Origin of the sequence: Marivita sp., assembly GCF_020055635.1 — a bacterium.
Taxonomy (GTDB): Bacteria; Pseudomonadota; Alphaproteobacteria; order Rhodobacterales; family Rhodobacteraceae; genus Marivita.
Genome location: NZ_JAIPUT010000008.1, coordinates 74,522 through 88,055 on the forward strand (window position 1 = coordinate 74,522; position 13,534 = coordinate 88,055).

Consider the following 13,534-nt stretch of genomic DNA (forward strand, 5'->3'; position numbering starts at 1 on the left):
TGCGTCCCAAGAATAACGCAAAAGGATCGCGCTTCCAGTGACCGAGGCCGAGGCCCCTTCCGAATTCCGCGAAACGCCCCGCCGCAGACGGCGCGGGCGCTGGACGCTGGGCGTGCTGCTGGCGCTGGTGCTGGCGGTCCTGGCGGCGGGCTGGGCGGTGACCGGGCGCAGCCTGTCGGCCCCCGACTGGGTGCGCGACATGGTCGAGACGCGGCTGGCCGAGAGCCTGCCGGGCTTCCGGGTGCTGTTCGGCGATGTCCAGCTGCGGCTCGAAACGGACGGGCGCACCCGGATCATCCTTCTGGACGTCGATGTGCAGACCTCGGAAGGCGCGCCGGTGGCAGTGCTGTCGGATGTCCAGATCGGTCTGACCGCCTATGACCTGATCCGCCGCAAGGTGGTGCTGCGCGACCTGGGCGTCAGCGGCGCCTTCGTGACGCTGACGCGCAACCGCGCGGGCCAGCTTGGCCTGGCGCTGGGCGATGCCTTCGCGCTGGGCAACGCGGCGCCGGACGTGCCGACCATCGTGGCGCAGATCGACCGGCTCCTGCTGGATGACCGGCTGTCGCGGCTGCAAAGCGTCGAGGCCAACGGGCTGACCCTGCGTTTCGAGGACGCCCGCGCGCGGCGCGGCTGGACGATGGATGGCGGGCGCATCCTGCTCGAGCGCGAGGGCGACCTCTTGCGCCTGTCGGGCGACCTGGCGGTGCTGGGCGGCGGCGCCACGGCGACGCGGCTGCAACTGGATGCGTCCTCGACCATCGGCGACACGGATGTGGCCTTCGGGGTGTCGCTGACCGACATGCCGTCGCAGGACATCGCCACGCAGGGTCCGGCGCTGGCCTGGCTGGGGGCGTTGCGCGCGCCGATCTCGGGTGCGCTGCGGGCCACGATGCGGGCGGATGGATCGCTGGGTGTGCTGAACGCGACCTTGCAGATCGACGCGGGTGTGCTGCAACCCAATCCCGACACGCCGGCCATTCCGTTCAATTCTGCGCGCAGCTATTTCCGCTTCGATCCCGACCGGTCCCAGATCACCTTCACCGAGCTGTCGGTGGACAGCGACCTTGTCCGCGCCGTCGCCGAGGGACGCGCCACGCTCGACGGGTTGCAGGACGCCCGCCCGTCGCAGATGCTCGGGCAGGTCCGCTTCAGCGAATTGCGCGCGGCCCCGGACACGGTGTTCGACGAGCCGCTGTCGCTGGCGCGAACCGAGCTGGATTTCCGCCTGCGGCTCGATCCGTTCGAGCTCGACCTCGGGCGAGTCTGGATCGACGATCCGCAGGTGCCGCTGCGCATGAAGGGCCGTCTGGCGGCGACCGGGGACGCCTGGCACTATGCGCTGGATGGCAGTGTCGGCGCGCTGACGCCGGAGGCGCTGCTCCGGGTCTGGCCGGTGGCGATGGCGCCGCGCACCCGAAACTGGGTGGTCGACAACATCCAGGGCGGGGTCATCACCGAGGGCCAGTTCGCGCTGCGGTCGCAGGACGGGCCGCGCCCGGTGGTCTTTCTCAATGCCGCGTTCGATCAGGCCCAGGTGCGCTATGCCAGGACGCTGCCGGTGGTCAAGCAGGGCAGGGGCAGTTTGACGCTCAATGCCAACCGCTTTGCGGTGCGTCTGACCGAAGGCCGGATCGAGCCACCCCAAGGTGGGGCCATCCGGATCGACGGCAGCACCTTTGTGATCCCGGACACCGGGCAGCGCCCGGCGGATGGCCAGATCACCCTGGCGGGGGATGGCCGGGTCGAAGCGCTGCTGTCCTATCTCGACAGTCCGCCGCTCGAGATCATGCAAAAGGCCAACCGCCCGGTGGACCTGCTGGCGGGGCAGGTGCGGTTCGACGGCACGCTGAACCTGCCGCTGCGCCGGGGCGTGCGGCTCCCGGACATGGCGCTGGATGTGCGCGGGCGCGCAACGCAGGTGGCCAGCGACGGGATCGTGCCGAACCGCGACCTGACCGCGCAGGCGCTGGACGTATCGGTGACCAACGCCCGGCTCGAGGTGTCCGGGCAGGCGGCGCTGTCGGGGGTGCCTTTCGAGGGGACCTGGACCTTGCCGATCCCGGAACCGGGCCAGCCCGCCGGCGACAGCCGCATCGACGGGATCGTGACCCTGTCGGAAAGCGCCGCACGGGCCTTCGGCATCGCCTTGCCCGACGGCATGGTCAGCGGCAGCGGCCCGGCCGATCTGCGGGTCGAGCTGCGGCGCGGCGCACCCCCGGAATTCGAACTGACCTCGCGGCTGAGGGGCATCGGCCTGTCGCTGCCGCCGATCGGCTGGAGCCTGCCGCAAGGCACGACGGGCAATCTGCAGGTGGCCGGGGTGCTGGACCAACCGGCGCGGATCGACCGGCTGGTGCTCGAGGGGCCGGGGCTTGAGGCGCGCGGATCGCTCCGTCTGAACGAGACCGGCGCGCTGGCGTCGATCGACCTCGACCGGGTGCGCGCCGGTGGATGGCTCGACGCGCCGGTGACGCTGACCGGGCGCGGCGCCGGGGTGCCGCCTGCGGTGCGGATCGCGGGCGGATCGGTCGACCTGCGCAGCGCGCCGCTGGGCCGGGGTGGCGGCGGAGGCGGCAGCGCGGGCGGGCCGGTGCCGCTGACACTGGCGCTGGACAGCTTGCAGGTCTCCAACGACATCCGCCTGACCGATTTCCGCGCCGACCTGCGCTCGGGCGGCGGCCTGACCGGCAATTTCACCGCCAGCGTCAACGGCAAGGCACCGATCACCGGCGAGGCCGTGCCGCAGGCCGGGGCGACGGCGTTCCGCATCCGGTCGGACGCGGCGGGCAAGGTGATCCGCGAGGCGGGTATCCTCAAGACCGTCGCGGGTGGCGACATGACATTGGTGCTGTCGCCGGTCGCGGGCCAGCCCGGCAGCTATGACGGGGCGCTGGACGTGGCCAACGCGCGGCTGCGCGATGCGCCGGGAATCGCGTCGCTGCTGGATGCGATCAGCATCGTCGGCCTGCTGGACCAGCTCGAAGGGCCGGGCATCCTGTTCACGGAAGTGGAGGCAAGGTTTCGCCTTACCCCCGATCAACTCTATCTGACACGGTCAAGCGCCACCGGGCCGTCGATGGGGATTTCGCTGGATGGCACCTACGATCTCGGGACCAGCAGCCTGGACTTGCAGGGGGTGCTGTCGCCGATCTTCTTTCTCAACGGCATCGGCAGCATCTTCACCCGCAAGGGCGAAGGGCTGATCGGGTTCAACTTCAACCTGACCGGACCGGCGCGCCAGCCGAATGTCAGTGTGAACCCGCTGTCGGCGCTGACACCGGGGATGTTCCGCGAGATTTTCAGACGGCCCGCGCCGGTGCCGGGGGAGTGATCCTTGCTGTAGGCGCCGACGGCGTGTCGAGCGTGGTCGTGCCACCGCTTGAAGTGGCACGACCGGTTTGGTGGGGATCGGTCAGCAGACCGGGATCAGGCGAACCACCAGCGATGGTATCCGCGCGCACCATCGAGTTCCCAGACAGCGGAAATGCTCTCTTCGTGCATCACATTGTCCCGCCGCGCAGAGGTGCGGTTGCGGAAGAACGGCACGATGGTGCCGCCATCATCGCGGCACAGCATCTGCATTTCCGCGTACATCTCGGCCCGCAGCGCGTCATTGGTTTCCGACTTCGCAGCAAGCAGCAATTCGTTGAAACGCTCGTTTTCCCAACGACTTTCGTTCCATTCCGCACCAGCCCGATAAGCCTGCGAGAACATCACGTCAGGTGTCGGGCGCGCCGCCCAGGAGACCACGCAAAACGGCACTTTCAGCCAGACGTTCGACCAGTACCCGTCAGCCGGTTCACGCTTGACCTGGATATCCAGACCTGCGGGTTTTGCCTGTTCGGCGAACAGGGAGCACATGTTCACTGCCCCCGCGAGCAACGTGTCGTTTACCGAGATCTCCACGGACAAACGATCATAGCCAGCTTCCTTGAGGTGATAACGCGCACGGTCAAGATCCTGTTCGCGTTGCGGCAGATCGGCGTGAAAGGGCATTGTCGGAGCGATCGGGTGATCGTTGCCGACCGTGCCGCGGCCAAACAGGATTTTCTCGACGATCTCCGTCCGGTCGATCGCGTGTTTCAGGGCAAGCCGGACGTTCACGTCATCAAAGGGTGCCACGTCACAATGCATGGGCATGGTGATATGCGTGCCGGAAGCCACGTCGTCCAGGATGACCCCGGGGGCGCGTTCCAGCAGGTCCGCGGTCTTGAGGTCCACGTCGGTGACCGCATCCACATCGCCGGTGACGATGGCCGTTTGCCGGGCATTCGGGTCGTTCAGGACGGTCATCTCGATCCGGTCGAACCAGGCACCGTTATCGGCGCGGTGCCAGCCGTCATGGCGCTCGAACGTGGCCCGGATACCCGGTTCGAAATCGACGACGCGATAGGGGCCGCAGCCGATGCCGCCTTGCCATTCGATACCGCCATCCGGCTTGGCCGGTACGATCACCAGGTGATAGTCCGTCAGCAGGTAGGGCAGGTCCGCGTTGCCCTGAGCCATCGTGAAGATCACCGCGTGATCCCCGTCCGCAGAGATATCGGTTATGTCCGTCATGAGTGATTTGGCCGCAGACGTGCTGTCATCGCCGCGGTGGTAGTTCATCGAGGCAATGACATCTGCCGACGTGACCGGCCGCCCGTCATGGAAGGTGGCGTCGGGGTGCAGCGCAAAGCGCCATCTGGACGCGTCACCGTCCATCGCCTCCCAATCGGTGGCGAGGTCCGGACCAAGCTTGTTCTCGTTGGTGATTTCCGTGAGGTAGGACCGGGTCACATGGCTGGAATGGATCATCAGGATGCTTTCGGTCGTCGCCGGATTCCAGCTATCCGTGCTGTTTCCGTCATGCACGCCTACCCGAAATGTGCCGCCTCGCGTCGGCGCCGCGGACGCGCGGCGAGGAATCATCGCCGGCACGGCTGCGACCAGCCCGGTTGCGGCGGCCCCTTGAAGCAGAGTGCGGCGGCTTGGCCCGGAAGTGAGCTGCGCGGCTGGCGCAATCGGTTTGTTCTTCATGTGGACGGTTCCCTTTTTTTGAACCCGAGAGGGTAGTGCTCGGAAGGGGCGGATCAACATTCCCGCCGGGTCACCGGACCACATGCCTTTTCAAAAGCGGTGTCCGCTTTTGTTGCGCGGTCGGGTCAGGTAAGGGCTGCGGCGACACTCGTTCAGCGGACATCACCCCATGAAACTCAGCGATTTCGATTTTGACCTGCCGGAAGACCTGATCGCCACGCGGCCCGCCTCGCCGCGGTCTTCGGCACGGCTGCTGCATGTCGAGGCGGGGGCAATTTCCGATCGGATCGTGAACCAATTGCCGGACATCCTGCGCCCCACGGACCGGCTGGTGCTGAACGACACCAAGGTGATCCCGGCGCGGCTTTTCGGTGTGCGGCGGCGTGTCGGCGACACCGGGCCGACCGAAGCCAGGATCGAGGTGACGCTGTTGGAGCCGCAGGCGGACGGGACGTGGTCGGCGCTGGTCAAGCCGCTCAAGAAGCTGCGCGAGGGGGAGGTGGTGGAATTCTCGTCCGACCTTTCGGCCAGCCTCGAAGGGCGCAGCGACGGGCAGGCGCTGTTGCGGTTCAACCTGACCGGCGAGGATTTCGACGCGGCACTGGCCGAGGCGGGCGCAATGCCCTTGCCACCCTACATCGCGGCCAAGCGGCCCGCAGACGCGCAGGACAAGGAAGACTACCAGACCATCTGGGCACGCAATTCCGGCGCGGTGGCGGCCCCCACGGCATCGCTGCATTTCGACGAGGCGTTGGTGGCGGCGCTCAAGGCGCGCGGCGTCGGCATGAGTTTCGTCACGCTGCATGTCGGCGCGGGCACGTTCCTGCCGGTCAAGGTCGAGGATGTGACCACCCACAAGATGCATGCCGAATGGGGCCGCGTGTCCGAGGCAGCCGCCGCCGAGATCGCCGCGACCAAGGCGGCCGGCGGGCGGGTGATCCCGGTGGGCACCACGGCGCTGCGGCTGATCGAAAGCGCGGCGCGGGACGGGACGATCAAGCCCTGGGAGGGCGACACCGACATCTTCATCTATCCGGGATTCGCGTTCCAGGTGACCGACGGATTGATGACCAATTTCCACCTGCCGAAATCGACGCTGATGATGCTGGTTTCGGCGCTGATGGGGCAGGAGCGGGTGCGCGAGATCTACGCCCACGCCATCGAGAATCGCTACCGGTTCTTTTCCTATGGCGACAGTTCCCTGCTCATTCCGTGAGGGCAGCGACATTCGCGGCGGCCGGACGGCAAAAAACGTCGCTTGGGTGATTGCGGTCGGCTGCGGGCTGCACTAGCCCCGGGGGGAGCTGGCGCGCCAGCGCACCGGAAACCGACAGCAAGGAAGGGAACTGACATGCTCAGTGTCATCCGGACATCTTGGCCCCTGTTGCTGGGCATGCTTCTGCTGATGCTTGGCAATGGCTTGCAGGGATCCCTGCTGGGTGTGCGCGGCTCGTCCCTCGGATTCACGGCCATCGAGATGTCGGTGGTCATGTCGGCCTATTTCGCAGGCTTCCTGATCGCTTCGCGGGTCACGCCCAACATGATCCGCCGGGTCGGTCACGTGCGGGTGTTCGCGGCGCTTGGATCGCTGGTGTCGGCGGCGCTTCTGCTGTTTCCGACCTTCCAGGACCCCATTGCCTGGTCGCTGGGCCGGGTGGTGATCGGCTTCTGTTTCTGTGGCGTCTACGTGACGGCGGAAAGCTGGCTCAACAATTCGGCCACCAACGAAACACGGGGCCAGGCGCTGTCGGCCTACATGATCGTGCAGATGCTGGGCATCATCATCGCGCAGGGTCTGCTCGTGGTGCCCGATCCGACGGGGTACCTGCTCTTCGTGATTCCGTCGGTGCTGGTCTCGGTGGCCTTCGCGCCGATCCTGTTGTCGATCTCTCCGACCCCCGCCTTCGAGAGCACCAAGCGGATGACCCTGCTCGAGCTCTATCATGTCTCGCCGCTGGGCTGTGTCGGCATGTTCCTGATGGGCAGCGTGTTCGCCGCGCAGTTCGGGATGGCGGCGGTCTATGCCACCGAGGCGGGGTTGAGCCTTGCCCAGATCCCGCTCTTCACGGCGATCTTCTATATCGGCGCGATGCTGTTCCAGTACCCGGTCGGGTGGCTGTCGGACCGCTTTGACCGGCGTATCCTGATCGCGCTCTCGGCGCTGATCGCGGGCCTTGCCTCGGTGCTGGGGATGGTCTTTGGCGACAGCTACGTCACTCTGCTCGTGGCGGCCTTTCTGATCGGGGGTCTGTCGAACCCGCTGTATTCGCTGCTGATCGCCTATACGAACGACTTCCTGCAACACGAGGACATGGCAGCGGCGTCGGCCGGGCTCTTGTTCGTCAACGGTGTGGGCGCAATCACCGGTCCGCTGATCATCGGCTACGCGATGCAGGTGATGGGCCCGCCGGGATATTTCGTTCTGCTGGCCTTCATGCTGCTGACGCTGACAGCCTACGCCGTCTACCGGATGACCCAGCGCCGGGCGCCGTCCTCGGAGGACACCATCGCGTATCAGAGCATGATGCCGACGGCATCGCCCGTCACTGTCGAGATCGCGTCCGAATGGGCCATCGAAACCGCCGAGGCGGAAGCGGACTCGCAGGCGGAGGAGGACATCAAGCCGGGATCGCATGCCGCCTGATCGGCGGCGGACCGCGTCACGGCCGCGATATGTCGTCACTGACATGAAAAGTGACTGTCGCGCGATTCGTTTCTTGGTTACGCTCCCTCAGTTACTGCAAGACCACGCGTAGGATCGGGAGAGAGCCATGGTCACGCCGGACGAAGTGCTGAGTTTCTGGCTGGACGAGGTCGGGCCGAGTGGATGGTACAAGGCCAGCGATGCGCTGGACCAGGAGATCCGTGACCGGTTCGAAACCGCCTGGATCGGCGCGATGGAAGGGCGTCACGCACTGTGGCTGACCTATCCGGCCGGAACGCTGGCCTATATCATCTTGCTGGATCAGTTTCCCCGCAACATGTTCCGCGACAGCGCGCGGGCGTTTTCCTCGGACCGTTTCGCGCTGGCCGCGGCCAAGCAGGCCATCGGCAAGTCCTGGGACATGAAGATCGACGAACCGGCGCGGCAGTTCTTCTACATGCCGCTGATGCATTCGGAGAACCTTTACGACCAGGATCGCTGCGTGCGCCTGATGCATGACCGGATGCCGAAGGGCGGCGCGGCCAACCTGCTGCATGCGCGTGCGCATCGCGAGGTGATCCGCAAGTTTGGCCGTTTCCCCTATCGCAACGCGGCCCTGGGCCGTCATTCGACCGCAAGCGAGCAGAACTACATCAGCGACGGCGGCTATGGATCGACGGTGGAAGAGCTGAAGAAGGCGGGGTAGGACCTGCTCTGAAATGTCCTGCGCGGCATGTCACGCCGCGACAGGACCGGTTTTCGGAAAAGTCACGTCTTTCCAGTATCTTGCAAGCCTTGCCTCATGCTGGCAAGGCCGCCGATCAGGCGCACATCGACGCGTCGAAGATCTTGGCGATGTTGTTGCCGAGCGCGGCGTTGAACTCTGCATCCGACTGCTGTTTCGACAGCCCCTCGGCCAGTGCGCGCGAGAAGCTGGCGATCATGCCCGGGTTGCGGGCCAGCCGTTCGCAGGCATCGTCGGTGCTGTAGCCACCCGACAGGGCGACGACGCGCAGGACGTTGGCGTGGTCGGCCAGATCGGCATAGAGACCGTCCTGCGACGGGATCGTGAGTTTGAGCATCACCTTCTGAGTGTCGTCCAGCGCGTTGAGTTCGTTCAGGATTTCCTGCTTGAGGATCGCCTCGGCCTCGGCCTTGGTTGGGCTGTTGATGTCGACCTCGGGTTCGATGATCGGCACCAGACCGGCGGCGCAGACGGTGCGGGCCACCTCGAATTGCTGGGCGACGACGGCCTTGATGCCGGTTGCATCCGCCTCGTGAATGACCGATCGTTCCTTGGTGCCGAAGACACCCATCGCCTTGGCATCGGTCAGAAGAGCTTCGAGACCCGGCATCGGCTTCATCACCTGCGCGCCGTTCTCCTTGTCCTCGAGCCCCTTGTCGATCTTGAGGAACGGCACCACGCCGCGCTCTTGCCACAGGAAGGCCGGCACCGGGATGCCCTCGACCGTGTCGCGCATGGTGCGTTCGAAAAGGATCGCGCCCAGCACCTTGTCCGAGGTGAAATCGGGTGCCGTCATGATGCGACAGCGCATGTCGTGGATCAGGGCGAACATCTCGGCATCGTTGCTATAGGCGTCTTCCTCGATGCCGTAGAGGCGCAGCGCCTTCGGGGTGGAGCCGCCGCTTTGGTCAAGGGCGGCGATAAAGCCAGCGCCGGTCTTGATGCGGTCTGCCATTGCGGTGTCGGTCATGTGGAATCCCCAAGCTTGAATGGTACATCTGTGGCTGTCCTAGATCAGCCTAGATCAAAATGATAGAAGAATGCCAATAGGTTAGCGCTAACCTTCAGGCAATGACCCGCCGCACCTTTCCGCAAACCGTCTTGGGCGGGCGTGCAGCCGGATTCCGTCGCGCGCGCGGACGGTGAGATGCGCCACTGGATGCGGGGTCTGGCCGGGGATCGGCGTCAGTTCGACCGCGCGCAGGACCAGCGACAGGAGCAGCGGTCCTTCGGCCATCGCAAAGCCCGCGCCGGGGCAGACGCGGGGCCCCGCGCTGAAGGGCATATAGGCGTCGCGGATGCTGTCCCGGCTTTCGGGTCTTTGCCAGCGCGCCGGGTCGAAACAGTCGGGATCGTCCCAGAGCCGGGTGTGCCGGTGCAGGTGCCACGGGCTGAGCACGAGTTGCGCCGCTTTGGGGATGGCGCGTTTGCGAAAGGTCTCGGGCTGCGTGGTTTCGCGCACCATCATCGGGACCGGCGGGTAGAGCCGCAGGGTTTCGCGGAACACGTCGCGGGACGTGCCCAGGCGTCTGACCTCCCGCGGGTCCGTCAGCGCGGCGGCCTCTTGCGCGACGCGGGTCTGCCAGTCGGGCGACGCGGCGCAGAGATAGAGCGCCCAGGCGAGCGCGCTGGCGCTGGTTTCATGCCCGGCAAGGAAAAAGATCGCCACCTGATCGACCATTTCGGCGGCGCTGAAGCAGGTGCCGGTTTCAGGGTCCGGGGTCGTCATGATCCGGGTCGCCAGATCGTCGGGCGCGGTGCCGTTTGTGATCTCGGTCTGGCGCTGATCGACCAACTGGGTGATGAGCGCACGGATGCGCTGTGCGGCGCGTTTCGTCTCGGCCCGGTGAAAGCGCGGGAACCAGCGCGGCAAAGGGACAAAGGCGGCAAGGTTCAGGATCGGCTGGCTGCGCTGGTAGGCGCGGAATTCGTGGAACACCTGCGCCGCGATGGAATCCTCGATGGGGATCGAGAACAGCGTTCGGAAGATCACGTCGGCGGCGGCGTGGCTGGCGATTTCCTCCACTTCGATCTGCTGGCCCTCTCCGATCTGCGCCAGCAGGCGGTTGACCATCGCCTGACCGGCCTCCCACATGGCCGGCAGGGACTGCGCCAGTCGGCCGCGTTCGAAGGCGGGGTCGATGATGCGGCGCTGGTGGTCCCATGCCGGCCCGTTGGTCAGGAACACCGATTGCCCCAGCAAGGGCCGCAAGCCTTCGCCGATGCGGTCGGATTTGGGGAAATCGCGCGGCCGGTCACGCAGGATGGCTTTCACCAGCGCGGGGTCATTGGCGAGGTAGGAGCGAAAGAACGGCGTGCGGAACTCGGCCATCCACGCGCTGAAAAGCCGCTCTGGCTGGGCCGACAGGATATCGCGCCGAAAAAGCCGCATGTAGCGCCACAGCGACACGCGGTCGGGCCGGGATTTCGGCTTGGGTGGGATCACGGGGCGGTGTTCGTGTATTTCGACACCGGCACGTCGATCCGGCTGGGGGACGGGGCGCGGGTGGCGTAGCGCTGGCCCAGGGTGAGCGGGCCCGCCGTGATCCGGAAATAATCGTAATCGAGCGGTTGCTCGAAGGCGCAGAGATACTGGAAGTGCAGCTTGAAATACTTGCGTCGCAGGGCGGTCCACCGCTCGGGGGCCAGGGTGCGCGAGAACTGCGCAGAAAAGACCAGCGGCCATTGCTTGTCCCGGGTGGCGACGCCCGACACGCCCACCGGATCGCAAAGGGCAAAGCAACAGCCATCGCCCTGGGCGGTGACATCGACCCAGACGATCTCGTCGCGTTCCGACAGGAGTTGCAGATCGGCGCGTAATGCCCATGCGTCAGGCAGGAAGGACACCATCGGGATCACGTGGCCGAGGCTGAGAAAGGACAGCGCCGGGCGCGCGGGGCGGTCCGGGGCGTCACGCAGGATGTCGGCAAGGATCGACACCGCCAGATGCGCTCCCGAGGAGTGGCCAACCACCAATACCTCGTCATAGTCCTGCAAGAGCGCCGTGGCGATGGTGCCGCGGAAGGCGTCCATGCGGGTTTGCAGCGCGGGCGGGGTCGCGCCCTTGCGGCTGGCCGAGAAGGCGTAGTCATGCATCAGGTAATAGGCATAGATGCGGCGGTCCTGTGCCTTGAACCACCGCAGGACCAGCACAATGATCGCGAAGAACGGCGTCCAGTAGAGCAGCGACGTGCCCCAGTTGAGAAGGACTCCGGGACCGATGGCCCAGAGGGTCGCAGCACCAAAGAGCGTGGACAGAGCCCAGCCCACGAGATGCGCCGCCAGCAGCGCCGCCAGCAGTTGCAGGATCAGCACGCCGATCGGATAGAGCGCGGCCACAAGCGGGCCCTTGGGCAACACGGCCAGACGCCGCAGGGTGCCGGACGCGATATAGGTCCAGCTGGTGCGCAGAAGCTGCCAATAGGTGGCGAGGATGCTGTTCGACATGCTGTCGCGCACGATGTCGGACCACAGAAGCACCTCGATATCGGCGGACACGCGGGTGTCGTCGATCAGGCCGGCGGCGTGCCAGCCATAGGGGCCATCGTGACCCGAGGCTTCGACATGCAGGCCGTAGCCCGAGATCTTGGCCTGTCTCGCGCCCTCGCTGCGGTACAGCTCGCGGTACCGGCGGGCCGGGAAGGGGTCGTAACCGGGGATGTAGAACACCTTGCGACGACGCACGGAGGGCTGCGGGGCGGACATGGGCGGACTGCTCTGGTTTTTCGGCGAGTGTAACAGTAGCCGCGAAATGCGCCAAATGTTTGGTGAAGCACGGGAACCGCGCTCTAGATGGTCTGTTGACCGTCAAACCAAGAGGACCGCCATGATCGACATACTCAACATCGTTGCAGCACTTCTGAGCATCGCGCTGGGCGCCTTCGGGCTTCTTGCGCCGCGGTATACCGCCGGGGTGCTGGACCTGCGCACCGGCGACACGACGATGGGCCTTTCGGAATTGCGCGCCTCGGCGGGGGGCATGTTCGTGGTGGTGGGGCTGGCCTGCCTGTGGCTCGGCACGCCCTGGGCCTATGCCATGCTGGGCTTTGTCTATCTTGGCGCGGGACTGGGGCGGGCGGCGTCGCTTGTTCTGGACAAGCCGCCCTTTCCGAAGGCGCATCTTTACTTCGCGTTCGAGGCGGTGCTGGCGGCGTGGCTGCTGATCGCGAATCTCTGACGGGTCACGGGCTGTACCAGTCGAGCCGCCGGTCCTGCCAGATCTTCTCCCCGACGCGGCAATCGGTCGGATCGCGGGGGGCGGACTGAACCGGGACCACCTGTTCGGTCGGCGGGCGGGATACCATCTCGAGCACCAGCTTGCGTTGCACCGCATCGGCGAAATCGTCCCAGTGGGTGACGGGAATGACAAAGGATCCCGGACCGCCGATGACGCAGTTTCGGTAATAGATGTCGAGATTGTCCAGATGCCACGCGCTGCCCATGCCCTCCTGGGTCATGAGCGGCAATCCGTTGATGATGATGCCCTTGCCCAACACCGCGTCACGGGACTGAACGACATCCGGCCCCTGGTTGTTCGGCCCGTCGCCCGACACGTCGATCACCTGACGCAGACCCTTGTAGCTGTTGGTTTCGAACAGCTGCGCGGCAAAGCTCAGCGCGCCCGAGATCGAGGTGCGCCGCAGCGCCGGTTCGAAGCGCGTGGTCAGGATTTGCGCAAAGGCATCGAGATCGGCCCGCGACTGGAGCACACGCCAGTCGATCACGACCTCCTGCGTTCCGGCCCATTCGACATAGGTGATCGCCACGGTTTGCAGCAGGCCCGATTGCACCGCCTCGAACACGGCGTTCGACCGGAGCGCCTCGGCATAGCCGCGCCGCTGGATTTCCAGTTCGCGCGGAGTCATCGACCGCGAGACATCCACCAGCAGCACAAGCTCGAGATCGACTTCGATCTCTTGTGCGGTTGCCGGTTTCGCGGCCGTCAGGCAGACCGCCATGACAAGGGCAAGCAAGCGGTTCATGCCTGAAGAATGCCCAACCGGGCCGGACGGGTCCAATCACAATGTCTCTTGCGCGGCTTTGCGCCGGTGTACCAGGAGCGATCAACCGACGATCCATCCACTCGGGCGCGCGACAGCCAATCGGAGAAGGGTGCAAAAAAC

General features: G+C 65.8%; 10 protein-coding genes. 5 read left to right on the forward strand and 5 right to left on the reverse strand.

Going from position 1 to position 13,534, the window contains the following annotated elements; translation table 11 throughout:
• Positions 1 to 37: 37 nt before the first annotated feature.
• Positions 38 to 3,334 carry a DUF3971 domain-containing protein gene (locus LCF60_RS06305; RefSeq protein WP_292290478.1) on the forward strand — a complete coding sequence of 1,099 codons (3,297 nt, stop codon included), beginning with the start codon at positions 38 to 40 and terminating at the stop codon, positions 3,332 to 3,334.
• 95 nt (positions 3,335 to 3,429) lie between these two features.
• Here the strand turns inward: LCF60_RS06305 and LCF60_RS06310 are convergent, their stop codons facing one another.
• Positions 3,430 to 5,022 carry an ABC transporter substrate-binding protein gene (locus tag LCF60_RS06310; RefSeq protein WP_292290480.1) on the reverse strand — a complete coding sequence of 531 codons (1,593 nt, stop codon included), beginning with the start codon at positions 5,020 to 5,022 and terminating at the stop codon, positions 3,430 to 3,432.
• Positions 5,023 to 5,191: 169 nt separating this feature from the next.
• Between LCF60_RS06310 and queA the strand changes: the two genes are divergently transcribed.
• The 3 genes from queA (at position 5,192) to LCF60_RS06325 (ending at position 8,372) form a co-directional block, all read left to right on the forward strand.
• A complete protein-coding gene (queA, locus tag LCF60_RS06315; protein ID WP_292290482.1) occupies positions 5,192 to 6,238 on the forward strand; it encodes a tRNA preQ1(34) S-adenosylmethionine ribosyltransferase-isomerase QueA in 1,047 nt (348 codons plus the stop codon).
• A 135-nt stretch (positions 6,239 to 6,373) separates the two neighbouring features.
• Positions 6,374 to 7,666, forward strand: a complete 1,293-nt coding sequence (locus tag LCF60_RS06320) for an MFS transporter (RefSeq protein WP_292290484.1) — start codon at positions 6,374 to 6,376, stop codon at positions 7,664 to 7,666.
• A 127-nt stretch (positions 7,667 to 7,793) separates the two neighbouring features.
• Complete coding sequence (locus LCF60_RS06325; RefSeq protein WP_292290485.1) at positions 7,794 to 8,372, forward strand: DUF924 family protein; 579 nt, start codon at positions 7,794 to 7,796, stop codon at positions 8,370 to 8,372.
• A 115-nt stretch (positions 8,373 to 8,487) separates the two neighbouring features.
• Here the strand turns inward: LCF60_RS06325 and LCF60_RS06330 are convergent, their stop codons facing one another.
• From LCF60_RS06330 to LCF60_RS06340, 3 genes are all read right to left on the reverse strand, one after another.
• Positions 8,488 to 9,381: a fructose bisphosphate aldolase gene (locus LCF60_RS06330; RefSeq protein WP_292290487.1), complete on the reverse strand. Its 894-nt coding sequence runs from the start codon at positions 9,379 to 9,381 to the stop codon at positions 8,488 to 8,490.
• Between the two features lie 87 nt (positions 9,382 to 9,468).
• Positions 9,469 to 10,857: a cytochrome P450 gene (locus LCF60_RS06335; RefSeq protein ID WP_292290489.1), complete on the reverse strand. Its 1,389-nt coding sequence runs from the start codon at positions 10,855 to 10,857 to the stop codon at positions 9,469 to 9,471.
• Entirely contained in the window at positions 10,854 to 12,116 is a 1,263-nt protein-coding gene (locus tag LCF60_RS06340; RefSeq protein ID WP_292290491.1) for a hypothetical protein, read from the reverse strand. The genes LCF60_RS06335 and LCF60_RS06340 overlap by 4 nt, the downstream gene beginning before the upstream one ends.
• Positions 12,117 to 12,237: 121 nt before the next feature.
• Between LCF60_RS06340 and LCF60_RS06345 the strand changes: the two genes are divergently transcribed.
• Entirely contained in the window at positions 12,238 to 12,588 is a 351-nt protein-coding gene (locus LCF60_RS06345) for a DUF4345 family protein (RefSeq protein WP_292290492.1), read from the forward strand.
• 4 nt (positions 12,589 to 12,592) lie between these two features.
• Here LCF60_RS06345 and LCF60_RS06350 read toward each other — a convergent pair whose 3' ends face one another.
• A complete protein-coding gene (locus LCF60_RS06350; RefSeq protein ID WP_292290495.1) occupies positions 12,593 to 13,393 on the reverse strand; it encodes a DUF1194 domain-containing protein in 801 nt (266 codons plus the stop codon).
• Between the last annotated feature and the right edge of the window lie 141 nt (positions 13,394 to 13,534).